Genomic DNA, 25,422 nt, shown 5'->3' on the forward strand with positions numbered 1-25,422 from the left:
AAAAAAGTATTTTCACATAATTTTCACATCTTTTCACATAGTCTATATGCCCATATTTTAGCCAAAAAAGCCAATTTTTTCGTTACAATTTCAAATAATTCACATATTCAATTTTCACATATTCACAAAGGATAACAGATGCTCGGCGACAAAGTTCTGAAAATGCTCAAAGAGGAGATACCAAAAATAGAATATGAAAGATATATCAAACAGTTAAGCTTCGATGAGGATGCTTCCAAAGCGGACATTGCAGTCTACAAAGCACCCAATCTTTTTGTCGCCAACTGGGTAAAAACAAAATATAAAGCAAAGATCGCACAACTTTTCGAGTTGCAAACAGGGATTGAAACCAGTGTTGAGATTCTCACATCCGATAAAAAAACAGCAACAAAAAAGGAAAAGACACTAGATACTAAAGAGCATATACCCTCTACCACGAGTACAAAAATCAATCCTACCTACACTTTTGAAAACTTTGTCGTAGGAAGCTCAAACCAGTTTGCCTACACAGCAGCACTGAGTGTGGCAGAAAAACCTGGAAAAGCCTATAATCCGCTTTTTATTTATGGAGGTGTCGGACTTGGCAAAACACACCTTTTGCACGCTATTGGAAATTTCAATATAAAAAAAGAGAAAGTCGTCATCTATGCGACTATTGAGCAATTCATGAATGATTTTACCTACCATCTTCGCAACAAAACGATCGAACGTTTCCGCGAAAAATATCGGCAATGCGATATTTTGCTTATTGACGATGTTCAGTTTTTAAGTGGAAAAGAGCGAACACAAGAGGAGTTTTTTCACACTTTCAATGAATTGCATAACGATAAAAAACAGATCGTGTTAACGAGTGATCAGCACCCCAAAAAAATCGCAGGTCTTGAAGATAGACTCAAAAGCCGATTTGAATGGGGTCTTATTGCCGATATTCAACCTCCAGAACTGGAAACAAAAATTGCTATCATTAAGAAAAAGTGCGAACTTGACGGCATCAATCTTGATGACGAGATAGTAAACTATATCGCCTCACACATGGATAGCAATATCCGAGAAATCGAAGGGGTTATCATCAAACTCAACGCCTATTCATCATTGGTGAACCAAAAAATAACTTTGGACCTGGCAAAAAACGTTTTAGGAGAACTCAAAAAAGAGCAGCAAAAAAACATTACTCTCAAAGACATCGTAGATGCAGTAGCAAGTGATCTCAATATCAAACCGAGCGAAATCAAAAGTAAATCCAGAAGCCGTCAAATCGTCAACGCCAGACGCATCGTCATTTATCTTGCACGGACTCTCACACCAAACTCCATGCCTGCCCTAGCCCAATTTTTTGGTATGAAAGACCACACATCCGTAAGCCATGCCATGAAAAAAGTCAAAGAGATGATCGAAAAAGATGCCAATTTCAAACTAAAAATCGATGAACTCGCCCATAAAATTAGAAGCACCAACAGTGAAAAGATGTGATGAAAGAATGAGAAAAAAAAGATACAACAATCCCTATACCATGCCTATAACTCACATTTTTCACAAAAACACACCATAATACTACTGATTCTAAAGAATTTTTAAAAATAAAAGGAAAATTTAACATAACAAAATATAAAATATTAAAAAATCCTAAAATTGGAGAAAAGTATGAAAATCGAGATCCGTAAATCCCTCTTTGAACAAGTTCTCACCCAAATACAACCTTTTTTGGAAAAGAAAGATATCAGTCAGATTACTTCACACGTCTACATTGAAGCTAACGAAAAACTGATTCTAAAAGCCACTGACTACGAAACAGGACTCAAAACATCACTGGAAGACTTCAACTGTATTAAACCGGGACTTGCCACTGCAAACGGTAAAAAACTGCTTGATATCATACGAATACTCAAAGAGGATCTCATCACCTTAGAAACAAAAGAAAATACTCTCCATATTTCGCAAGGGCACTCACGATTTAAGTTACCGATGTTTGATGCCGAATCTTTCCCAAAATTCCCAGATATCGATAACCTACCAAAAATCGACATCAAAGGCGGAGAATTCATAGCTTCGCTCAAAAAGATTGCCCCAGCAATAGATACAAACAATCCAAAATTCGAACTTAACGGGGCTCTTATAGATATCAAAGAAGATAAAATCAATTTCGTTGCCACCGATACAAGAAGACTCGCTTTAGTAACACTCGAACAATCCATGGAAAAAGCCTTCAATCTCATCATTCCAAAAAAGGCAATCAATGAGATTCAAAAGCTTTTTTTAGATGATATCAGTATGTTTTATGATGAAACCTATCTTATCATCAAAAACGAAAATTACCTTTTCTTTACAAAACTGATCAATGGAAAATTTCCAGACTACGAACGCATTATCCCAAAAACGCTCAACTATGAAATGACCCTGCCAAAAGAGAGTATGATAGAAGCGATCAAACAGATAACTATCATTTCCAATGAGTTAAAACTCACATTTTTGAAAGATCGTATCATCTTTAGAAGTTTAAGCGAAGAAAATATCGAAGCACAGACGGAAATCGAAGTGTCAACACCGTTTGAAGAAAAGTTTGTTATGGCAGTCAATAGCAAATATATACTCGACTTTCTCGCTCATATAGATACTGATCAATTCGTTATGGGTATCAACGACAGCGATCTTCCATTTGAACTCAAAGAGAACAACTTCATCACCATCGTTATGCCAATCGTAATTTAAACCAAAAAAAGATATAATAGAATAATTTATAAGGGGCAAAAAGCCCCAAAACGTGGAGAGGTACAGTAATGGAAAAACAGCAATATGGTGCTGAAAAGATTAAAGTATTAAAAGGTCTTGAAGCAGTTCGAAAACGACCTGGAATGTATATTGGAGATACGAGTGTCAAGGGACTCCACCATCTCATTTACGAAGTGGTAGATAATGCCATTGATGAAGCGATGGCAGGATATTGTAATAAAATCGACATCACTTTGACCAAAGATGGAAGTGCTCGTATCAGCGACAATGGACGAGGAATCCCGGTTGATATCCATCCTACAGAAAAGATTCCTGCAGCTACGGTTGTTTTGACAGTTTTGCATGCTGGAGGAAAATTTGGAGGCGACAGCGCGTATAAAGTAAGCGGCGGTTTGCATGGCGTGGGTGTCAGTGTTGTCAACGCCCTATCGAAAAAACTTATCATGACAATCAAACGAGATGGAAAAATATGGCGGCAAGAGTTTGAAAGAGGGATTCCAATTACCGATCTGGTTGCTATCGGTGAGACAAGACAAACAGGGACAACCATCGAGTTTTGGCCAGATGAGGAGATTTTTGAAACAACTGAGTTCAAATTTGACATTCTTTCCAGACGATTTAAAGAGCTTGCCTATCTCAATCCAAATATCACTATCACTTTCAAAGATGAAAGAGTCAATACAAAAGAGGTATACCATTTTGAAGGCGGTTTGAGGCAGTTTGTCGAAGATCTCAATACAAAAGAGGCACTGACAAAAACTATCTATTTTCACGACAAAGTGGATGATGTAGAGGTGGATATCGCTCTATTGTACAATAGTGGATTTGACGAAAAAGTTTTCAGTTTTGTCAACAACATCCGAACTCCCGAAGGTGGAACCCATGAGAGTGGTTTTCGAGCGGGTCTTACCAGAGCCATTTCCAATTATATCGCGCAAAACGCCAATGCAAAAGAGAAAAATGTCAAAATTACCGGTGAGGATGTACGAGAGGGTCTGGTAGCCGTCATTTCAGTCAAAGTTCCTGAACCACAGTTTGAAGGTCAGACAAAAGGAAAACTCGGCTCTTCCTATGTACGGCCTATTACACAAAAACTCACCTATGAAAAACTCACCAAATATTTTGAGGAAAATCCTCTCGATGCCAAAGCGATCATGAACAAAGCGTTAGCGGCTGCAAGAGGTAGAGAAGCCGCCAAAAAAGCCAGAGAACTGGTCCGTAGAAAAGATAGTATGAGCGTGGGGACACTGCCAGGAAAACTTGCAGATTGTCAAAGTAAAGACCCTTCCATCAGTGAACTTTTTTTGGTTGAGGGTGACAGTGCGGGAGGAAGTGCAAAACAGGGGCGGGATCGCGTTTTCCAAGCGATTTTGCCTTTGAAGGGAAAGATTTTAAATGTGGAAAAGGCTCGGCTTGATAAGATATTAAAATCTGAAGAGATCAAAAATATCATCACAGCTCTTGGATGTGGAATCGGTGAAGAGTTTGATGAGGAGAAACTGAGATACCACAAAATCATCATTATGACCGATGCCGATGTGGATGGTAGCCATATCCAAACACTGCTTCTTACCTTTTTCTTTCGCTTTTTGTATCCCGTTGTTGAAAAGGGATATCTCTACATGGCCCAACCGCCTTTGTATCGATATAAAAAGGGTAAAAAAGAGGTCTATCTCAAGGATGATACGGAACTCAATCAATTTTTGATCGAAAACGGCGTCGATACCTTACTCAGTGAAGTAAACATCGGACGATACGATCTTATAGACTTTTTAAAGTTGGTAGCCCACTACAGAATGGTGCTCAAAGATTTAGAGAAGCGCTATTCCTTGATCGAAGTGGTCCGTTATTTGATTGAAAATCGAGATCTTGCAGCATTGGATAATAGCGAACTTTATCAAAAAATTGGAACGTTTTTAGAACAGAAAAACTATAACATACTCAATAAGCATATTGACGATGAAAAAATTCATCTGTATGTGCAAACGGAAGAGGGTCTTGAAGAGATTATCATAGATGATGAACTCTTTACCAACCCTTACTTTGTAGAGGGTGTCTATATTTTTGAAAAAATCGAAGATAGAGTTCCTGAAGAGTTGAAAGAGAAAGATTTGATGGAAATTTTGGAGAAAGTGGAGAAAAATGCCAAAAAGGGAGCTTACATCCAGCGCTATAAAGGTCTTGGAGAGATGAATCCTGAACAGCTGTGGGAAACCACGATGGATCCTGAAAATAGAAGACTCCTTCGTGTAACAGTGGAAAATGCAGAGCATGCTAGTGATGTTTTTAGTCTCTTTATGGGTGATGAGGTAGAGCCGAGAAAGAAATATATCGAAGAGCACGCAAAAGACGTGAAGCATCTGGATGTATAAGTGTATGCACAAAAAGAGGATAGAAAGAAAAAGCTTCTTTTCTCCATTCGAGTAGCTTTCCCTATCCTCTTTCTTTTCGGACTACTCTTTTTTGTTGTTGTTTTTGAAAAACGCTCCGTATGGTATGATCTTTTTATCATTTTTCTTGGAACCATAGCAGCAGTCTACTACATCTTTTTAATGCTCTTTTCTCAAATCCGTGAAAAAATAGTCGATGATATCTCTCAAGCTTTCAATCGCAACTACATCAAAAAACTTGTTGAAAAGAGTGATGAGAAGAGTGATATCGTTTTGATTTCTATCGACAATATTAAAGAGATCAATGAGCGATACGGTATCGAAAATGGTGATGCAGTTCTTCGCAAATTCGCTTTTGTTTTAGATGCATTCTTTTCCAAGTACTTCAAAGAGATACCGATAGGCAGAATAAAAGCCGGCGATTTTTTACTGATTTTGCCAAATAGCGAGAAGATCGAAGCAATTTTGAAAGAGTTTTTGGAGACCTACGACAACTCCTTTTTAGATAATTTCCAAATAAGGCTTCTTGCAAGCTTTATGCAAAAAGATCATCTTACTTTCAAACAGTTGGTTGATGGGCTTTATGAAGACATCTACTATTGCCAAAACAACTGTATCGGGGAAAGACGAGAGCGCCACTTAAAAAAAAGGAGAGATATTTTAAGACTTGAACGGCAGGTCAACAAGGCAATTGATCAAAAAAAGTTGGAACTCCTTTTCCAACCGGCATTCAACTGTCATACGAAACAGTATGATCTTGTACAAACGATCGTAAAACTCAAAGATGAAAACGGATCCATTATCCATCCAAGCCAGTTTTATCCCGTCATTAACAGGCTCGGCCTCGAAAATCGGTTTGATCTTGTGTTAACGGAGAAGCTGTTGCAAACAGTTTCGAAAGATCTTCCTACACAGCAGCTGTTTTTTTGCATTCCTATCTCACCTTTTTCTTTTCGAAACAGAAGATTTGCTTTGCAGTTTTTCAAACTTTTTGATAGTTTGAGAGAAGATACCTGTCGTTTCGTTATACAGTTTCATGAAACCACTTTGCACAAAAATACATACTTTTCCGAAAAGATAGTACAAGAGTATAAAAAGAGAAACTTCCTTCTTGCTTTTGATCATTTTGGAACTTCGGGGACTTCTATCGATTACCTCAAAGATATAGCGATAGATTTTGTTTTTTTTGATAAGATGTATACAAAAAAATTGGAAGAACAAAGATACCAAACGGTTCTCAAATATTGGATCGATATGTTGCATGCACTTGATGTACAAGCTGTTTTGCCATTTATCGATAAAGAAGAGAACGTTCAAAAATGCGAATCGTTAGGAGTAGATTATATCCAAGGTTATGCTGTTGCCCCTTTGATGGAATACAAAACATTGAAAGAATTTATAGGAGAGAAACATGCGATATGGTGAAAAAGAGATACAAGAGTTCGATCCCAAAAAAGATCTAGAAATTTGGCCCAACAAACACAATAAACCTTACAAAATAAAAATAACTCTTCCAGAATTTAGCTGTCTTTGTCCAAGAAGCGGATATCCAGATTATGCAACAATGCATCTAGAATACATTCCAGATCAGTATGTTGTGGAGCTTAAAGCACTGAAACTCTATATCAACTCCTTTCGTAACCGTTACATCTCCCATGAGGATAGTACAAACGAGATTTTCGATACCCTCTATAGTAAACTGAAGCCAAAATATATGCGACTTGTAGCCGATTTTAATCCAAGAGGCAATGTCCATACCTTGATAGAGATCGATAGTGAAGAGATTGAAAAGGTCAGCAATGGTTGATATATTGGTAATAGGCAGCGGTGGAGCTGGTCTCAGTGCGGCTTTAAGGGCGAAAGAGCTTGGAAAAGATGTACTGGTCGTCACTAAGAAGCTTCCAACACAGGCGCAAACCTCTATGGCCCAAGGAGGGATCAACGCGGCTTTACGTTCCCCAGATTCAGTTGAATCGCACATTGAAGATACACTGCGTTCATCCGAAGGATTGGCCGATTCAAAAGTGGTTGAGTATGTATGCAATGAGGCTCCAAAAGTTATCCATTGGCTCGATTCCATCGGGATGCCTTTTGATAGAAATGGTACAGCAATAGCACAGCGAAAACTTGGTGGCGCTTCGTATCCAAGAGCGTGTTATGCGCAAGACTATACGGGACTAAAAATTTTGCACACACTCTATGACAATGCATTGAAAGCAGGTATCACTTTTTTAGATGAACATTTTTTACTCAATATCATTGAAGAGGATGGCGTTTGCAAAGGGGCTACCTTTTTGGATATCAAAACAAGTGCGGTAAAACAGATTCTTGCAAAGTCGGTTATCTTGGCAACGGGGGGATATGCCAAAATCTACGAACAGTTTAGTACCAACGGCATCGGAGCCTATGGTGAAGGTGTGGCGGCTGCAATGAGAGCTGGGGCGAAGCTGAGTGATCTTGAATTTATTCAATTCCATCCTACAGCATTGAAAAAAAGCTCTATTTTGATAAGTGAGGCGGCACGGGGTGCGGGAGGAAAGCTGATCAACCAAGATGGCCAAAGATTCACTGATGAACTGACTACCAGAGACAAACTCGCTCGTGCAATCTATGAAGAGATAGAAAAAGGAAATGAGGTCTTTTTGGATATCACCCATTTGGGAGAAGATTTTATCGAGAAAAACCTTCCTCAAGAAAGAAAGTTGGCTCTCATTTATGAAGGCGTGGATCCCGTTAAAGAACCTGTTCCCATTAAACCGGCTGCACACTACACGATGGGTGGAATCGACGTGGATGAAAATCTTCAAACATCCATAAAACATCTCTTTGCCGTAGGAGAATGTAGCAATGCGAAACTGCACGGAGCAAATCGTCTTGGCGGAAATTCATTGCTCGAGATCGTAGCACTTGGCAGATTGGCTGGAGAGAACGCGGCATCGGTACAAAATGCAGTGGAGGAAAAAGAGTATGAACGGACAAAAATTGATCAAAACTTTATACATGCCGTTTTCGCTCTTCCTAATCAGATAGATTTTTTTGAGCGCCAGGAGATGCTCAGTAAAATTTTGTATCACAACTGCGGGATAGTGAGAGAAGAGTTGGCCCTGAAAGGCGTTTTGTCTGTCATTCGCCAGCACCAAAGAGAATTGGCTTTCATGGGGATAAAAGATAAAAGTCCGCTCTATAACACAGAACTGATTCGATTTTTTGAGTATGGAAATGTGGTCGAGCTAAGTGAAGCCGTTCTGGTTGGGGCCATTCAAAGATGTGAAAGCCGAGGTGCCCATTTTCGAAAAGATTATCCCAAAAAAGATGATGATAAGTTTTTGGCCCATACGATTATTTGGAAAGAAGATGGAGTGCTTTGTGCCGATTTTGTCACTATAAGTACGTGATTTCAATAAAAGTTATCTTTTTATTAAAAAAATTTGACAAAAAATATGAATAAATTATGCTTGTACTGTTTGTTAACAATAAAGGATCACAATGGGGCCAGAACTCTTTGCTTTTACAAAAGAGATAGACAAGCTTCCCGCTTTTATACTCCTTTATCGTGAAAAGATTATCTATGCCAATAGATTCACAAGAGATTTTTTCGGCTACTCTCTTGATGATCTTCAAAAAAGATATGTTTGGGATTTCATTTCTGATGAAAATATCAAAAAAGATATACAAAATAGAGTTTTGCAAAGAATTTCTGGGAAATATTTTGAAAAGTATGAAAAGGTATTTACTGTTTCTACTACCCAGGGTCATTTTCTTTTAAAAGGAGTAGCCGATACCATCCAGTTGGATGGACAATATTATGGCGTACTTGTTTCATTGGATTGTACAGATGAATTGAAAGAGACAAAACTTCTTGAAAATATATTCAAATACGCTCCAGATATTATCGTTCAACTCGATCGAAATGGAATCATTAAAGTCAAAAGCAATGCAGTAACTATATTGGGATACGATCTGAAAGATGTTGTCGGAAAAAATATATTTGATTTTATTCATCCCGATGATAAAGAAAAGTTTCAAACTCTCCTTTCAAAAGCCTTTGACAATAAAGGAAAATCCTTTTTTATCGAATATCGTGTTTTGAATGCAAAAGGGAGATATGTTTGGTTGGAGGGAAATATCACCGTACCGCCAGATGAAAATGAAGCGATTTTGATCGAAAGAGATATCACCCAAAGAAAAAAGATTCAAGAAAAGATTCTCCATCTTACCTATTTTGATCCTTTAACGAAACTTCCAAACAGAGTGCTGTTTGAAGAGAGTCTTCGAGGTGTGGTTTTTCAAAGTAGATATGTGGCGCTTATTATGGTGAAAATAACGAACGTAGAGCAGTTACAGATCAATTGTACAAAAAAGGAGATATTTCATCGATTAAAAGAGATATTTGAGCAACTGTTTAGTCATTCCCTTATGGGTATTACATTGATGCATGAGTTTATGATAGCTTTTCCTTTTCATGAGTATGAGGAGTATAGGCAACTTGATACCATTTTAAAAAAATTACAAACGGAACTTTCATCCTTTGAGGCATGTTCAAAAAAGATACTTATCCATTACAACATCGGTATCGCTTTATATCCAAAATCGGCTAAAAATACAGAGGATTTGATCAATCTCGCCCAGATCGCCTTGTACCAGTCTATCAAAAAAGGTCCAAACAATATAGAGTTTTTTTCCAAAGATATCCAGAAGAAGTATGAAAGAGAACAAAAAATTTTGGAGTATCTTCCAAATGCTATCAAAAATAGGGAATTGCAGCTCTTTTATCAACCCATTTTTGATATCAAAACTTTACAGTGCATAGGTTTTGAAACACTGATTCGTTGGTTTTCTAAAGAGTTAGGGATCGTTCCTCCAAGCGAATTTATTCCGATTGCAGAAACAAACGGTTTTATTTCTGAAATAACCGATTTCGTTCTTGAAAGCGCTATGGGGGCAATGCAAGAATTCAAAAAATCATATTTTATAGCCGTCAATTTTTCCGCAAAAGATTTTAAATCCCAAAATCTTATTGATCGAATTGTGAAAAAGGCGAAAAATATAGATTTTGATCTCTCAAGACTTGTGATGGAGATAACAGAAACAACGGCTATGGAAGATCCTGAACTGGCCAAGATTGTCATACAGAAAGCAAAATCGTACGGGATACAGGTTGCTCTGGATGATTTTGGCACAGGATACTCATCTATGAGTTATCTCTCTTCGTTTGATGTGGATAAGATTAAAATTGATCTGAGTTTTGTGATAGATATAGTAACCAATAAGAAAAATGAGTTTATTGTGCGAACGATCATCGATCTTGCCCATTCTCTTGGTGCAAAAGCCTTGGCAGAGGGTATTGAAAATGAAGAGATTTTGGAGAAACTGAAAAGTTTCGGGTGTGATGAGGGACAAGGGTATTACTATTTGCCCTCCGTTTCTTTGGAGAAGATTCGAGAATTTTTAGGAGAAAAAAATGAAAAATAAAATAGAGTCTTTGCGAAAGAAGCTTATAGAGCTGGAAGCTCTTATGGGCTCTTTTTCTATGAAACTTCTTTTACAAAGAATCCTTTTTGAGTTAGGAAGAGAAGATATCGAGATACCTGATAGCATTCAAAATTTTCCATTGGACGCTTTTTCACAAAAGGAGCTTGATCAATTTATCCAGCTATTAGCGACGACTGTCAGCTCTATTTTAGGAGAAGATTTTGAAAAGGAGATAAAAAAGACATGGAACGAATAAAAAGTTATATATTCGGTTTTGATGAGATGAGTTATGGGGGATTGCCAAAATACTCAAACATCATCATAGGTGGAGCGCCAGGATCGGGAAAGACGACTTTCTCTTTACAAATTGCCTTTGAAAACGCCAAGAAAGAGAAGAAAAAAACGATTCTTTTTACTACCGTCTCCGAGCCTCCTTATAAAATGATCCGATTTTTAAGTGAATTTACCTTTTTTGACAAGGAGCTTCTCAACACATATGTTATTATAAAAGATATCAGTCCTATTATTAAAAGAGGGGCGAAAAAGGAGCTTTTAGAATTCATCGAAACAAGTATCAAAGAACACAAACCCGATCTTGTTATCATAGATTCGTTCAAATCACTATCGGAAGTCCTTTTTGAATCCCATCAAGAGAGAAAAAAATATGTATATGATCTGACCTCTTTTCTTTCGGTATGGCAGATTACCTCTTTATTTGTAGGAGAGTACTTTTTTGACGATTTTGAACATTTCGCAGAGTTTTCCATCACTGATGGAATCATCTATCTTCATGGAACGGATGAGTTTAGTCTACAAAAGAACTATATTCAGATCTTGAAACTGAGGGGTTCGGGATTTCTCAAAGGGCAGCAATATTTTGAGATAACAAACAAAGGGATAGAGATCTATCTCAGACTTCGGCCAGATGTTGAAAAATTGAAATATAGTTATATCGACGAGCGATTCGATGTACCAGAACTGCAAAAATTTTTACCAAACGGTCTAAGAAAACAGACGGCTACCATGATTTCTGGTCCAACAGGAAGCGGGAAAACAGTTTTGACCCTAAAGATTATCGAGCGCTATTTACAATCGAACCCGAAGAATAAAGCTCTTTATTTGGGATTTGAAGAGTTCCCGGGGCTCTTGTTGGAGTATTGCGAAAGTCTCAATATCGATTTGCAATCCTTTATAGAGGATGGAAGACTCCGTTTTCTCTTTTATTCTCCAATAGAGCTTGATATCGATAAACTTGCTTTTAAAATTTCACAAGAGATCGACGAAAACGAAGATAGTTTAGCCATCGCAATCGATTCGATTTCCTCTTTTCGATATTCGCAAAGGGATGATGTACGCTATCGAGAGTTTCTATGGGGATTGATGCAGCAGCTAAAATTTACCGGAAAAACGATCTTTTTCACATACGAGATCGAAAATCTGTTTGCATTAGAATTTTTGGCTCCAGATATGAAGCTCTCCTTGATTGCGGATAATGCTATTGTACTTCGATATAAAGAGGATCAAGGGCACATCAAAAAGACTATTACTTTTCTTAAATCGAGGGGAAATCCAACTGCTTCAAAAATTTATGATTATAATATTATTGTCGGCAAGGGGATCGAAATCAATTAGTGTTATTGACTGCCAAAACCATAAAGATCTGAAAAGAGTTTAATGCAAAGCAGTAATACATTGATAAAAAGAGCAATAAAAGGTATCGATATAGGAACTTTGAACCCTTTGAAATAGGGCTCTTGTCTTTTAATTTTTATTAGCGCCATATTGATAAGAATAAAGACGATAAAGAGCCCATAGCTGGTAAGTTCTGCAAGTTTAACAAGATCGATAAAATATGCAAAAAGAAGTATAAATAGACCGGTTATAATAGTAGCGTAGAGGGGTGTACGAGTACGAGGATGGATAGTTGCGAGAAATTGCGGTAAATTTTTCTGTTTTGCCAATCCATACAGCATTCTCGAAACCATAATGATCTGTACAAGTACACCGTTGATTATGGCAAAGAGTGCTATGATGCCCAAAAGATGACTTTCGCCACCAGTGAGTTTTTTGAATACCTCATCCAACGGTGCATCACTTTTCCCAAGGGTTTGAGGATCGATGGCGGTAACACTTACAAAAGCTATGAGAATATAAAGAACCGTTACCAAAAAGAGTGTGATAATTATAGCTTTAGGCATAGTTTTTTGAACATCTACCACCTCTTCTGAGAGTTTAACGATATCTTCAAAGCCAATAAATGCATAAAACGCTAGAAAACTTCCTAAAGCGATCTGTATCCAAATATCAATTTTTAAAGGTGGAATATAGCGCTCGATTGCAACGTTTGCCATATCTATCGATGAAAATCCATAGAAGATGATCAATACTAAACCAAAAATTTCAATGAGCGTAAAAAGTGCAGTGAGTGTCACGGACTCCTTTACTCCCCATATCGCAATACCGGTTAAAAATAGCAGTGTCAAAAAGAGTGTCAAAAACTCTCCGATATCGACTATAGGTCTGAGATAGCCATAAAATCCGCTTATTATGGCAGAAGATGAGAGAATCCCGGTAAGGATAATAATAAAACCCACAAGAGTAGAGATATTGGGCAAAGAAAATGCATGTTTAAGATAGTAAGCTTCTGCGGATGCATAAGGATAACGGGCCGCAAGTTCTGCGTAGCAAAGTGCCGTAAATAGAACTGCAAAACAAGCGAGTATAAATGAAAAAGGTGCATAATTGCCGCTGATTTGGGCAATTTTACCAATAAGAACATATATTCCGGCACCTATAATGTTCCCAGCCCCATAAAAGATGAGATAAGGAAGTGTGACTGCACGTTTTAAAGAAGGTTCGCCCATTTTTCTCTCCATCTATTTTCTTAATATAATTGTAATCAATTTGCACTATAATTACTTATATCATTGCATAATAACGAGAAAAGAAGTCTGTATGAAGATAAAGGTACGAAGATATCATCCACAGTTCGAACCTCCATCAATCGATATGGAGTATGAAATCCCACCTCAGCTGACACTCTTGGAGAGTTTAGAATATATCAAAAAAGAAAAAGACAGAACGCTTACATTTTCCTCCATGTGCCGCAGTGGAGTGTGTGGCAGTTGCGCGATGCGGGTAAATGGCAAAGAGGTACTGGCCTGTGAGTATAGAGTTCAAGAGGGTGATTTCGTAGAGCCTTTGCAAAATAGCGAAGTGTTGCGAGATCTTGTGGTAGATGGGCAGAAAGCTTTGGAAACACTTAAAAATGCAAAGGCTTATCCATTGTCGATGCAAGAAAAGCAGCTTCAAGAGAGTGATATTGAGCAGTTTGAAAAGCAAAGCGATTGTATCTTATGTCAAAGCTGTTATAGCAGTTGCCCAGTCTATGAGACAAATGACTCTTTTTTGGGTCCATTTGCTTTGACAAGGGCATATCGATATGTCATCGATGCAAGGGAAGAGGAGAAAAAAGAGCATATCGATGCAGTGGTACGAAACGGTATATGGGACTGTACGCTTTGTGGTAATTGTACGATAGTCTGTCCACAGGGGATTGATCCGAAAAATGATATTTTGATGCTGCAAAGTTGGGCTGCCAGATTTGGCCATACGAATCCAAATATGGGATCTTTTGGAAGTTTTGGATTGGAGTTTTGATGGATAGAAACGCTTACAATATAGAACTTTTTTCAGCAGTGCCAAATTTCATTATCGATGATATCAATCGATACGGCAAAATCGTTGAATTTTATAAAAATATGCCGGCAATGAATAGTGATGATACGATGCGTTATTTCTATTTTATCATAGAAGGTCGTATAAAGGTGTATCAGTTCAATTTTGAAACTTCTAAAGAGCAGACAATCAAGATTTTAAGCCGTGGTGATATGTTTGATGTAGTTGTTTTGATGGATGACAAACCTCATGAAGTTGTCACCCAAGCATATGAAGACACCAAAGCCCTTCGTATTCCAATCGATAAAGTGCGAGAGTGGATCGATAGTAACAAGGATTTTCGGAAACTTTTTTTCCGCTATGTTGCCAACGAGATGCGAAATCTTGAAGAACTTGCTACGGATTTGAGTCTTTTAGATACCTCATCCAGATTTATTAAGCTTCTTTTGAAAAATTTCGATCCATCTACCGCCAAGCTTAAACTCATCCACGATCTTCCTCATGAAGAGTTAGCCTCACTGATAGGGACTGTCCGCCATGTAGTCAATAGGCATATTCAAGAGTTAAAAAAAGATGGCAGCCTAGAAGTGGAGCGAAAAAAAATCAAACTGAACAATATTGCTAAACTCATTGATCGATTGCAACTGAAGTAGCAGATAATTTTCTATAATCGTACTAAAATCATTTCAACCAAAAAGATAAAGGAGGTTGAAATGAAAAAACTCTTTGTGAGTATTGCGGCTGCTTCACTGTTGGTCAGCGGTGCCTTTGCTTCTGTTGCAAGTAAAGCCGAGTCAAACAAAGCTGTTGCGCAAGCAAAAACAGAAGTCAAAAAAGAGCAAAAAGAGCTCAAAATTGTACAAGAGGCCGTTGATGCCGTTGCATTGACCAATAAAGTGCTCGCAGAACTGGAAAAAGGGAATAAAGATCAGGCCATCAAAGATCTTGAAGATGCCATTGGCAAATTGGAAGTAGTGCTCAGTGCCCCAAACGCTCCTGCACTTATTCCGATAGACAGTACAATCGAAGTTGTCGATTTTCCAGGAACACTGCAAGATATTAAAACTGCGATTATTAGCGTAAAGGCGTTGTTAGCGCAAAATAAAATCCAAGAAGCACGAGCGATTCTCGATACGTTACGAAGCGAAATTGTGTTAAAAGTTGTCAATCTTCCATTAGCTTCCTATCCAGCGGCATTGAAATTAGCTGCTAAATTTTTGCATGAAAACAGAATCAATGAAGCGAAAAACGTTTTAAATCAAGCACTCGCAACATTTGTAGAAGTTGATGTTGTCACACCTATCCCGCTTTTACAAGCGATCCATCTTGTTGAAGTTGCCCAAAAAGAGGCAAAAAAAGATAAGAAAAAAGCTCTCGATATGCTTGACGAGGCAAAACGGGATCTCAAAAAAGCCGAAGCTCTTGGTTATACAAGTGATTCCGATACAACATACAAGATGCTAGAAGATATGATCGAAAAGGTGGAAAAAGAGATCAAAGGCAAAAACAGAGCCGAAAAACTTTTTGAGGAACTTTTGGAAAAACTCAAAGAGTTTAAAGAAAAAGCTGTGAAAAAAATCAATAAATAAAGGAGAAAACCATGGCAGTAGTAGGATTTCATCATTTAGAGGAACTGTTTCGAAGAGGTGCGAGTCTAGATATCAAAAAGGGACATGCAAAAGAGGTAACAGATATTGTAGAGCAAAAACTGTATGATTTGCTTTTAATGGGACAAAAAGCGGCAAAATACAATAACAGAGATGTTATATGGAAATATGATCTTCCTATAACAAAAGGCTTGGAAGAGACGATCAATGAGTTTAAAAAACTGGAACAAGAGATTGAGCTGAAAGATATTTTGGAGCGTCTTGCAACCTATCCTCCTCTTTTGGAGTTGGAAGCGGAGCTTGAAAAGAGCCTTCCTGAGATTGTAGGTGGTTTGACACTTGTTTTAGCAAGAATCATGAAAAAACTAGACGAAGAAAATAGATCCGTAACACATGAGCTCATTGAAAAAGCCAAAAGTGTCATGGATTTGACGTTATAGGAGGCTGTTATGGTTGGTTATCAAAATATGCTCGATAACAAAGAGCTACTGAAAAATTTTGAAAAGCATTCCAAAATTGCTGGAGTGATCTTTTTGCTTTTAGGATTAGTGGGAATTTTCTTTCCCGCTATCATGAGTTTGACGACAGCCTATTTCGTTGCTTTTTTATTCATATTCAGTGGGATTACCATCGGATATCATACATGGCAGACAGATAGAAAGGACTGGCTTGGATGGCTTAAAGCCTTTATCTACTTTTTAACAGGGGCTTTGGTTATCTTTTTCCCGCTTCCTGGAGTTGCAGCGCTCGGAATTATTTTGGCTATCTACTTTTTTATGGATGGTTTTGCCTCTTTTGCACTTTCTGGACAGATGAAGGGAGAGAATAAGTATTGGTGGTTAATTTTACTTAATGGAATTTTGTCTATTGTTATAGGTGTGATCTTTTTGATCGGTTGGCCATTTAGTTCTCTGTTTTTAGTGGGTCTTTTTGTTGGAATCAGCCTTTTCTTTGATGGAATCATTCTTCTTACGATGAGCTCCCAAATTAAAAAACTTGACTAACTCATAAGAGACTTTTCTCTTATGAGTCTTTTTATGCTATCAAAGTTGCAGATAATCTCCTCAAATTTATTTACAATTGCTTTAAATAATTACAAGAAGGAGAAAAAAATGGTAATTAAAAAGGAAGCGGCAAAAATATTGCTGGCACTGCACAGAAGCGATGATAAAACAATCAATGTGGAAAAACTCAATAAAGAGGCTGTCGAAGAGCTCAATCTCTCTGGTCTTGTCCGATTTCCGATTCCTGCAAAAATAGAACTGACATATAGCGGTTCAATCGTAGCGCAAATATTGGCTGATATAGAAAATAGCATAGAAAAGATAGATGAGTGGAAAGAGAACTTCAAATGGGTAAGTTCTGAAGTTATTGCCATGATTGATGCAGCCATTAAAGGTAAAAACAAAACAACAAAAGTGACGAATGATGAACTAGAAAGAAGAGGATTTGCAAAAAGTGGTGAACTCACTTCTGCTGCTCTTGAACTTTTTAATGCGTATGCCATTACTGAACCAGAACTCTCAATCGATGCTAAGCTTGCTGAATATATTCGTAAATCTCCTATGGGGCCAACGGATGCACACTATCTGCCAATTGAAGGAAATAGTAAAGATTTGTTAGAGGCAATGCGGCTCATCGCATACTCAGTGCCGCATGGAGACTTTTTTACCTTCACAGAACTTGGACAAGCGGTCAAAGAGACATTGACTCTTGGCGGATGGGCAAATGAGGGAAGTGTTTTGGATATCTCTATTTTGGAATCTATCGCTTTGGTAGCCGATGGAGAGGATGTGGATGTAGATAGGCTTATGCAGTTAGAAGCTCTTGGATATGTAAGCGATGTCGATACATTGACAAAAGCTGGAGAGAAAGCGTTAGAGGTCTATCGAATCTTTAAGGATAAAACAGAAAAACCACTTCGATCTTTTGCTATTGAAAAAGAGGAAGTTGAAACGCTTAAAACGATCGATCGAATCTGGAAAGAGAAGTACACTTCAAATCCAGAAGAGACGGCAAACTTTGATGAAATCAAAAAAGAGCTTGTGGATAGAAAAGTACGAGAATATAAACGTATTCTTGAAAAATATGGAAGAAGACTTGATGAGATGCCGAAGAAAAAGCAAGAGATTGCCAAAAAGTTTGGTGAAGCAAAAGATATGGTGCAGTGGTTTGAAGAAAACTTCGATCTTCGAGAGTATCTTTACAGCTTGGAGACATTCGGTCTTATTCAAGAAGGAGTTGATAGCAAAGGAAGAGCAGTCTACTATGTCACTGAAAACGGTCAAAAAGTTATCCAAGATCAGGCTGATGAGCGAAGTATCCACTCTTGGAGCGTGAAAACCCTTACGATTTCAAATAAAATCTTTAGTTCTCCAAACAGAGAGTGGGTGGAAGAGGCAAGAAAAGAGCGAATTTTGGGAACCTATGAGCCAAGCAGTTCAGGTCTCCTTTACGAAGAGCTTGCAAATGGTGAAAAACTTCCGTTCATGACGCGCTATGAAATGGATATTTTTAAAATGATTCCGGACCATGGCGTATCTTGTGAAGTTATTTTAGATAAGACTTTACATGAAGATGAGTATATGCATCGAAAAGAAGCCCTTGATAAACTCGAAGCCAAAGGGTTTATCGAAATTTTACCGGATGGACACATCATTGAGACCGAATATGGAAAATTGATGGATGAAGCGTTGAGTGGTGTGCCAGAAGGGTTTGGAGTTCCTGTAAATCCAACGATTTACCGTGTAGTCAAAGCGATTGCCCAGACTGGAAGTATGTATGTCAAAGAGCAAAAGGTACGTATAATGCCTGAAAATATCAAAGAAGCTATTCAAAAAAGTGGTCTTAGTAAAGAGAGTTTTGAAAAAGCCTATATAGCTGCGCGAGAAGCGAAATTTTTAGGAAAAAACAGCGTCAATGAAGCGGGATTAAAAATGCTTCAAGCCGTTGAAATCCTCAACGGCTGAGTTGCAACAAAAGTTGCAGAAAAATTAAGTAAAAAGATGTAAACTATTATTACTAATATCCCATAAAGGAGGAAAATATGGGATTCAATGAAAAGCTGCAAGAGATATTGGATTCTCAGGTGGATGTTGTCAAAAAGGTGATGAGCCTTGTAAGTGAGAGTATCGATGAACTCAAAGAAAAAGCAAAAGCAGAAAAGCGCTCTTTGGATGAGGTAATCGATGAGATTTTACAGAAAGTGAATATAAATAAGAAGGAGGGGGAAATGGGAATGCCACTACTTGGAGATAAGTTTCCATCAATCAATGTCCAAACAACACATGGACCAATGAGTTTACCAGATGATTTGAAAGGAAAATGGACAGTACTTTTTAGCCATCCTGCAGACTTTACACCAGTATGTACGACTGAATTTGTCAGTTTTCAAAAGCACAAAAAGGATTTCGACGAGATTGGTGCACAGCTGATTGGTCTATCCATCGACCAAGTATTCAGCCATATCAAATGGGTTGAGTGGATTAAAGAGAAACTTGATGTAGAAATCGAATTTCCAATTATTGCAGCAACAGACACATTGGCAGCGCAAATTGGTATGGTGCACCCAAACAAAGGAACCAATACAGTTCGAGCAGTCTTTATCATCGATCCTGAAGGAGTTGTGAGAACAATTCTTTACTATCCACAAGAGATTGGTCGAAACATTCCTGAAATTGTACGGGCTGTTAAAGCACTTCAAAAAAGTGATGCCGAAGGTGTTGCAACACCTGCAAACTGGCCAGAAAATGAGCTTATTGGCGATAAGGTTATCATCCCACCTGCTACTGATTGCGAAACTGCGAAGAAACGAACCGAAGAGTATAGCTGCTATGATTGGTGGTTCTGCTACAAAGAGTCGAAATAAATTTCAGGCCCTTTGGCCTGATGTTATTTTTTTCATATAACCTTTTTTCGTATTCTTTTTTATTTTTTGATTTAGCTCAGGGAAAAATACACCAAAATCCCCTTTTATACCCGTCGATTCCGTTGCTTTTTTGGCAACTGTTTCCTCTTGAAAAAAGAGAAAATGGTGACCATCAAACTTTTTATTCATATAGTTAAATAGTTTTTTCCCATCAGAATGGGTCACTCGTGCTTTTTGAAGTCTCTGAAAGAAACGCTTGAACTTCTCTCTTCTCTCTTTTTGGGAGAAAAAAAGAGTTCCTCCAATGACAATAAATAAGATATCTGCTAGTATGAGAATGAAAATAAAAAGATGGGTGTCACCACCTGTTGCCGATTTAAACCCATGTGTTGCAGTAGCGACCCTATCATTCATAACAGATCCTAAAAAATAAATATCTATAATAAATATAGCGCAAAAAGATATTTTTTAATTTAAATAAAAATTATAATTAATGCAGTTTGATAAATGCGGAAGGTGGAACGGATATAGAGTTGGTATCGATTTTTTCTTTGCTTTTGATATATACATATGCGCCATTTTCTGTTTTAAAAATGCCAAGAAAATGCTCTTTGAACTGTAGCCACTCTATTGATCCATGAAGGGAGTTTTTTGAAGAAGGTTGCAACAAGATCTTTTCGGGTACAATGAGGATATCACACTCTTTTTCGCATCGTATATTGGTTTGAAAGGATGTTTGCAACGAAGGGATGTAAAGAACCCCATCTTTCGTATAGGCTTTGAAGATATTTTTATATCCAAGATATTTTGCGACAGAAATGGTTTTTGGATGAGAAAAAACCTCCTCTTTTGTACCTGTTTGTTCGATTTTTCCATCGATCATCACAGAGACGGAATCGGCCAAAAAATAGGCTTCGTCCAAATCGTGTGTTATAAAAAGTGTTGGAATTGCGAACTCTTTTTGTACCCTTTTCAAAAACATCCAAAGCTCTTGTTTCAATGTCATATCTAGAGCACTAAAAGGTTCATCCAGAACGAGAAGTTTTGGTTGAATAGCGAGGGCTCTAAGAAGGGCCACCCTTTGACGTTCCCCTCCGCTTAAGGTGGATGGATATCGATGAAGCAGTGGTTCAAGACGGCTCAAAGTGAGCAACTCATCGAGAAACTTTTTATCGACATCTTTTTTTTGTGCTTTAAGGCCATACAGGATGTTCTCATGTACATTCATATGGGGGAAAAGGGCCAAATGCTGTGGAACATAACCAAAATCTCTTTCATGGGGTTGGAGTGAAGTGATATCCTTTTGATCAAAATAGATTTTCCCAGATTGAGGTTGAATTAGCCCGAGAATCAATTTCAAAAGGGTGCTTTTCCCAGCCCCGGATGGACCAAGCAGAGCATGGGAAGAAGTAGGCACCGAAAGATTAATCCCTTCGAGAGTGAATGAGCCCATCATTGCATGTACATTGTGAAGAGCGATCACCTTTGCAACCTTTGTAGGAGCATTCTTGTAAGAAAAAGTGCTCCAAGACCAAAGGATAGAAGTATCAGAATGATTGTCACTGTGCCTTTGATATCTGCCATCTCGAGATGCAGATAGATAGAAATGGGCAGTGTCTCCGTACGAAAAGGCATCGTTCCCGCAATCGTTAAAGTAGCTCCGAACTCTCCCAGCGCTTTTGCCCAGCTAAGAATCATTCCTGCAATTAGTCCTCTTTTTGCCAAAGGTAAAGTGATAGTAAAAAAGGTATACAAAGGATTTGCTCCAAGAGTATTTGCCGTATTTTCAAACTCCGTATCCACCTCGTCAAACGCCGCTTTTGCAAAGCGAGTCGCAACGCCAGCAATGGTTAGAAATTGCGCCAAAACGATACCGCTGAAGCTGAAAACAAATGTGATGAGGTTGTTTTGTATCCACTCTCCCAAAGGATTGTTGAAAAAGATAAGAACGATGGCTCCCAAGGCTGCTGGAGAGACCACCATAGGAAATTCGAGGAGTGTATCGATAATGTTTTTGCTCATAAAGGAGTAGCGCGAAAGAGCAAAACCTGCCGGTATTGCAACCAAAAGAGCTAGAATTGTAGCAATGGTTGCAGCTAGAAGGGATGTTTTTACAGCAAAGAGGATCCTAGCTGAATGAAGATAGGAAAGGAATTCGTTTGGATGAAAAAAGTACAAAATGGAAGCGATCAATCCTCCATATAAAAGCAGTAAAAATAGAGCAAAAGGAATCGTCAATCGCTTCACTGCCCGATCCACTCCTGTGGTACCTGATATGTGCCACCCACAGGTTTTGTAGCCCCAATAAATTCCTTCGCCGCATCGAGCGTTGCAAAATAGTGGTACTTGGCAAAGATCTTTTGCCCTTCTTGTGATGTTAAAAAGTCGATAAACTGCTGGGCAAGTTTTGGATGGCGGCTAAATTTGGAGATGGCAATAGGGATATAGCCTATACGGACAATCTCACTGGGCTTTAAGGGGATCGTCTCGATTTTTTCGGGATTCCAGTAGTGAAACACTCTCCAGCCGATGACTGCATCCGCTTGCTGTAAAACAACTGCATTGGCCGTTTTGGCACACGATCCTGTATATCCCACAAGATTTTTTCGAAACTGCTTTTTTTGTTTGGGAGTGAAGTTCTTCTCCAGTATCTCAATGGCGTATGCCCCAACACATACCCCTTGCGGATTTGCGATAGCGACTTTAATACCAGGTTTTGTAAGGTCTTTTAGAGAGTGAATATGTTTGGGATTTCCTTTTGGGACATTGATGGCTGGAACCAAATAGACAACGATTTTTTCGCTTTTTGGATCCACAAGCCCCTTTTTCTTGGCTATCTCCATATAGTCTGAGCTTCCTGGAAAGTAGAGATCTCCTTGCTTTGTAAGCTGCATTTGTGAAAGCACAAAACCGCTTCCACCAAAGATGATATCTACATGTATGCCCGTTTTTTTCTCGAAGGCTTTGGCAGCCTCTTCGGTCGCTGGTTTGCTGGCACTTCCAGCAAAGATTAAAAGATGCTCTTTTGCTAAAAGCACTGTCAAAAAAGCAACAAGGAGAACTATTTTTTTCACATCCCCTCCCTCTTTTTTCAAAAATTATAGCATGTACTATGTTTACACGAAAATTGCACACTCGATTTTGTATAGTATAGGGAATTAAACAAAAGGAGATGTTATGAGACGAGTAACGATATTTGTAGCTGCAATGGCTTTGATAGGAATGATGGGTTTGCAAGCGAGCGAAATGAAGTGTGGCTCTGGCATGATGCCAAAGAGTGAAACCAAAATGATGGATAAAAATGAGATGATGAATAAAAATGGAATGCATAAGTGTAATTCTGGAATGATGCAGAAGATGCAAGAAAAAAATAGTACGAAAAATATGAATAAATGTGGTGATGGTATGATGAATATGAAACCACAAAGTATGAATATGCCTATGAAAAAAATGATGATGGCAAAATGTGAATGTATGGAAAAGATGAAAAATATGATGAAAGAGTGTAAAGCACGTATGAAGCAGATGAAACAAGAGTCTATGCAGATGAAAGATCAAAAAATGATGAAGTGTCCTATGTGCGATAAAAAATAGATTGAATAGATTGATGGAAAAAAGAAGAGCCTTTCTGATACTTTGCGGCGCCTCTTTCTTTGTTCCACCCGCGACTCTCTTGGCTAAAGATCAAAAAGAGACGCTCCAAGCACTCATTGAAATGCTCATCCCCTATTCAGACAAACCGCTACGAAACGCTTCTCAAAACTATATCTATTTTATTTTCACGCATCCTTCATTGAACGACAAAAAAAGGAAATTTTTGAAAAATTCTCTTCTTTGGCTCGATACATTTTCTATAGAAAAAAAGAGAAAAAGTTTCGATGCACTTGCAAATAACGAGCGACAATTCCTTCTTGAAGAGCTGCTTGAGTATAACTGGGGCAAAGAGATGATAACCCAGTACACCATTTTACTTCTGGAAGCAACACTGGGTGATCCGATCTATGGCATAAATCCGAAAGGGTTGGGATGGGAAAGAGTCGGTTTTACGCCAGGATTTCCAAGACCAAAGAGGATATATCGTGGAAGTTGATGTGTGTATTGTAGGCAGCGGTGCCGGAGGAGCTCCCATAGCCTACGTTTTACAGCAAGCTGGATTTGATGTGGTGGTAGTAGAAAAAGGTCCATATATCAAAAGGGAAGATTTCAGTAAAGATGAGATCGCACTTCGAAGAGGGATATTCCGAAGCAATATCAATGAAGAGTTTCATGTCATCTATCAAAATGGTAAGCGTTACGTTGGCAAAGAGTGTGGATGGAGTTTCAATAACGGAAGCCTCGTAGGAGGCGCTACCAATTTTATGAGTGGCTATTTTCACCAGATGCAGCCTATCGATTTTCGGTTAAAAACGGAATTTGGTGCCATAGAAGGAGCAAATATCGAGGATTGGCCCATAACATATGAGGATTTGAAACCCTATTATGACAAAGTTGCTCATGTTGTAGGAGTCAGTGGAGAGGGACTACCCTATCCTCCTTTGAAAGAGAATATTGCTGCACAATGGTTTGATGAAGCGTGTCGAAAGTTAGGGATTCGTCCCGTAAAAACTCCCAGGGCCATTCTCTCTTTACCTAAAGGAGATAGAAACAGCTGCGTCTATTCGGGATTTTGTGGAAGTTATGGCTGCAGCAGCGGCGCAAAATCGAGTTCACGAGAGGCTATGCTGCAAGATGTTAAGATATTAGATAACTCTTTTGTATATAAGCTTGATAGCGATGCAAAAAGGGTGCATACGCTGTACTATTTTGATCAAAAGAAAAAATCACATAAGATCCGTGCCTCAATCTTCGTTTTGGCACTTTCACCTATTGAGACGGTTAGACTGCTTTTCAATTCAAAGAATAGATACTTTCCCAATGGCCTTGCCAACAGCTCATCCCACCTTGGGAAAAACCTCATTTTCAGTGCAGGTGGGATTGGCGGAGGAGTGATGAAAAAAGAGATGATGCACGAAGATCTCTTTACGGAACTTCAAAATAGAGCTCTCTTTTTGAATAGAAGCTTGAAAGAGTGGTATGTGTATGAGAAGGGTAATCGACGGCAAAAGGGAGGAGTGATCGATTTTTTGTTTGAACATAGCAATATCATCATGCAGGCGCAAAATAGAATGTGGAACGGCAACAAGCCTCTTTGGGGTGCGCAGTTGGCGAAACGATTGGAGAAGATCAACAATGAGCGGGTAATACAGTTTGAAGTGTTCAATGACTGGCTACCTACCGATCGTTGCCACATTGGCATAGAACCGGGTTTGAAAGATAGATGGGGGATCAACGTTGCAGCTATCTATCTGGATGCCCATCCAAGAAACAGAGAAGTTGCAAACTTTTTAGGAAAAAAAGGGATAGAGGTACTGAAAAAAATGGGTGCAACATCGCTCTACTACTCTTTGAGCGATGATCCACCCACCAACCTGGTGGCAGGTGGATGCCGATTTGGAAATGATCCTAAAAATTCTCTTCTCGATCCAACTTGCAGATCTTGGGATCTAGAGAACCTCTACATCAGTGATGCTTCTTTTATGCCAACTGGCGGAAGCGTTCCTTATACCTGGACCATTTATGCAAACGCCTTTCGAGTGGCTGAGAATGTCAAAAAGCAATTACGAAAGAGCATAAACTAAAA

24 protein-coding genes are annotated in these 25,422 nt (G+C 38.5%); 19 read left to right on the top strand and 5 right to left on the bottom strand.

The window, feature by feature from the left end; genetic code table 11:
* The first annotated feature begins 138 nt into the window (after window positions 1–138).
* The 9 genes from dnaA (at window position 139) to NIS_RS00045 (ending at window position 12,221) form a co-directional block, all read left to right on the top strand.
* The gene (gene dnaA / locus NIS_RS00005; protein ID WP_011979545.1) at window positions 139–1,470 is read left to right on the top strand and encodes a chromosomal replication initiator protein DnaA; all 1,332 of its coding nucleotides are present in this window, start codon (window positions 139–141) and stop codon (window positions 1,468–1,470) included.
* Window positions 1,471–1,641: 171 nt separating this feature from the next.
* Entirely contained in the window at window positions 1,642–2,706 is a 1,065-nt protein-coding gene (gene dnaN / locus NIS_RS00010) for a DNA polymerase III subunit beta (RefSeq protein WP_011979546.1), read from the top strand.
* 68 nt (window positions 2,707–2,774) lie between these two features.
* The gene (gene gyrB, locus NIS_RS00015; protein ID WP_011979547.1) at window positions 2,775–5,099 is read left to right on the top strand and encodes a DNA topoisomerase (ATP-hydrolyzing) subunit B; all 2,325 of its coding nucleotides are present in this window, start codon (window positions 2,775–2,777) and stop codon (window positions 5,097–5,099) included.
* Window positions 5,100–6,542 (top strand): GGDEF domain-containing protein, encoded by a 1,443-nt coding sequence (locus NIS_RS00020; protein WP_011979548.1) that lies wholly within the window; start codon window positions 5,100–5,102, stop codon window positions 6,540–6,542. It abuts the gene before it with no gap.
* The gene (gene queF / locus NIS_RS00025) at window positions 6,529–6,924 is read left to right on the top strand and encodes a preQ(1) synthase (protein WP_011979549.1); all 396 of its coding nucleotides are present in this window, start codon (window positions 6,529–6,531) and stop codon (window positions 6,922–6,924) included. The genes NIS_RS00020 and queF overlap by 14 nt, the downstream gene beginning before the upstream one ends.
* The gene (locus tag NIS_RS00030; protein ID WP_011979550.1) at window positions 6,917–8,512 is read left to right on the top strand and encodes an FAD-dependent oxidoreductase; all 1,596 of its coding nucleotides are present in this window, start codon (window positions 6,917–6,919) and stop codon (window positions 8,510–8,512) included. The genes queF and NIS_RS00030 overlap by 8 nt, the downstream gene beginning before the upstream one ends.
* Before the next feature lie 91 nt (window positions 8,513–8,603).
* Entirely contained in the window at window positions 8,604–10,589 is a 1,986-nt protein-coding gene (locus NIS_RS00035; protein WP_011979551.1) for a sensor domain-containing protein, read from the top strand.
* A complete protein-coding gene (locus NIS_RS00040) occupies window positions 10,579–10,845 on the top strand; it encodes a hypothetical protein (RefSeq protein WP_041353939.1) in 267 nt (88 codons plus the stop codon). The genes NIS_RS00035 and NIS_RS00040 overlap by 11 nt, the downstream gene beginning before the upstream one ends.
* Window positions 10,833–12,221 carry an ATPase domain-containing protein gene (locus NIS_RS00045; protein ID WP_011979552.1) on the top strand — a complete coding sequence of 463 codons (1,389 nt, stop codon included), beginning with the start codon at window positions 10,833–10,835 and terminating at the stop codon, window positions 12,219–12,221. The genes NIS_RS00040 and NIS_RS00045 overlap by 13 nt, the downstream gene beginning before the upstream one ends.
* A gap of 2 nt (window positions 12,222–12,223) precedes the next feature.
* Here NIS_RS00045 and NIS_RS00050 read toward each other — a convergent pair whose 3' ends face one another.
* Window positions 12,224–13,465 (bottom strand): APC family permease, encoded by a 1,242-nt coding sequence (locus NIS_RS00050; RefSeq protein ID WP_083754337.1) that lies wholly within the window; start codon window positions 13,463–13,465, stop codon window positions 12,224–12,226.
* Window positions 13,466–13,544: 79 nt separating this feature from the next.
* On the opposite strand from NIS_RS00050, the gene NIS_RS00055 reads away from it, so the two are divergent.
* From NIS_RS00055 to NIS_RS00085, 7 genes are all read left to right on the top strand, one after another.
* A complete protein-coding gene (locus tag NIS_RS00055; protein WP_011979554.1) occupies window positions 13,545–14,249 on the top strand; it encodes a succinate dehydrogenase/fumarate reductase iron-sulfur subunit in 705 nt (234 codons plus the stop codon).
* Window positions 14,249–14,920 (top strand): Crp/Fnr family transcriptional regulator, encoded by a 672-nt coding sequence (locus NIS_RS00060; protein ID WP_011979555.1) that lies wholly within the window; start codon window positions 14,249–14,251, stop codon window positions 14,918–14,920. The genes NIS_RS00055 and NIS_RS00060 overlap by 1 nt, the downstream gene beginning before the upstream one ends.
* A gap of 60 nt (window positions 14,921–14,980) precedes the next feature.
* A complete protein-coding gene (locus NIS_RS00065; RefSeq protein WP_011979556.1) occupies window positions 14,981–15,856 on the top strand; it encodes a YfdX family protein in 876 nt (291 codons plus the stop codon).
* 11 nt (window positions 15,857–15,867) lie between these two features.
* Complete coding sequence (locus tag NIS_RS00070) at window positions 15,868–16,314, top strand: DUF1931 family protein (protein ID WP_011979557.1); 447 nt, start codon at window positions 15,868–15,870, stop codon at window positions 16,312–16,314.
* A 9-nt stretch (window positions 16,315–16,323) separates the two neighbouring features.
* Entirely contained in the window at window positions 16,324–16,878 is a 555-nt protein-coding gene (locus NIS_RS00075) for an HdeD family acid-resistance protein (RefSeq protein ID WP_011979558.1), read from the top strand.
* Window positions 16,879–16,986: 108 nt separating this feature from the next.
* The gene (locus NIS_RS00080; protein WP_011979559.1) at window positions 16,987–18,843 is read left to right on the top strand and encodes a DUF505 domain-containing protein; all 1,857 of its coding nucleotides are present in this window, start codon (window positions 16,987–16,989) and stop codon (window positions 18,841–18,843) included.
* A gap of 263 nt (window positions 18,844–19,106) precedes the next feature.
* Window positions 19,107–19,742: a peroxiredoxin gene (locus NIS_RS00085; RefSeq protein WP_173026299.1), complete on the top strand. Its 636-nt coding sequence runs from the start codon at window positions 19,107–19,109 to the stop codon at window positions 19,740–19,742.
* A gap of 3 nt (window positions 19,743–19,745) precedes the next feature.
* Here NIS_RS00085 and NIS_RS00090 read toward each other — a convergent pair whose 3' ends face one another.
* The 4 genes from NIS_RS00090 to modA form a co-directional block, all read right to left on the bottom strand.
* The gene (locus NIS_RS00090; RefSeq protein WP_011979561.1) at window positions 19,746–20,156 is read right to left on the bottom strand and encodes a hypothetical protein; all 411 of its coding nucleotides are present in this window, start codon (window positions 20,154–20,156) and stop codon (window positions 19,746–19,748) included.
* 76 nt (window positions 20,157–20,232) lie between these two features.
* Window positions 20,233–21,225, bottom strand: coding sequence for an ABC transporter ATP-binding protein (locus NIS_RS00095; RefSeq protein ID WP_011979562.1), 993 nt, complete (start codon window positions 21,223–21,225; stop codon window positions 20,233–20,235).
* On the bottom strand, window positions 21,222–21,989 hold the full coding sequence (locus tag NIS_RS00100) for an ABC transporter permease (RefSeq protein WP_197524227.1): 768 nt from the start codon (window positions 21,987–21,989) through the stop codon (window positions 21,222–21,224). The genes NIS_RS00095 and NIS_RS00100 overlap by 4 nt, the downstream gene beginning before the upstream one ends.
* Entirely contained in the window at window positions 21,986–22,816 is an 831-nt protein-coding gene (gene modA, locus NIS_RS00105) for a molybdate ABC transporter substrate-binding protein (RefSeq protein WP_148164044.1), read from the bottom strand. Before modA ends, NIS_RS00100 begins: the two co-directional genes overlap by 4 nt.
* 103 nt (window positions 22,817–22,919) lie before the next feature.
* Here modA and NIS_RS00110 point away from each other — a divergent pair, with 103 nt between their 5' ends.
* Genes NIS_RS00110 through NIS_RS00120 form a run of 3 tightly spaced genes read left to right on the top strand, consistent with a single transcriptional unit; the run spans window position 22,920 to window position 25,420 of the window.
* Window positions 22,920–23,336 (top strand): hypothetical protein, encoded by a 417-nt coding sequence (locus NIS_RS00110; RefSeq protein ID WP_041353940.1) that lies wholly within the window; start codon window positions 22,920–22,922, stop codon window positions 23,334–23,336.
* A 13-nt stretch (window positions 23,337–23,349) separates the two neighbouring features.
* Window positions 23,350–23,832 (top strand): gluconate 2-dehydrogenase subunit 3 family protein, encoded by a 483-nt coding sequence (locus NIS_RS00115; RefSeq protein WP_011979565.1) that lies wholly within the window; start codon window positions 23,350–23,352, stop codon window positions 23,830–23,832.
* On the top strand, window positions 23,822–25,420 hold the full coding sequence (locus tag NIS_RS00120) for a GMC oxidoreductase (RefSeq protein ID WP_011979566.1): 1,599 nt from the start codon (window positions 23,822–23,824) through the stop codon (window positions 25,418–25,420). The genes NIS_RS00115 and NIS_RS00120 overlap by 11 nt, the downstream gene beginning before the upstream one ends.
* The last annotated feature ends 2 nt before the right edge of the window (window positions 25,421–25,422 follow it).

Origin of the sequence: Nitratiruptor sp. SB155-2 (assembly GCF_000010325.1) — a bacterium.
Classification (GTDB): domain Bacteria; phylum Campylobacterota; class Campylobacteria; order Campylobacterales; family Nitratiruptoraceae; genus Nitratiruptor.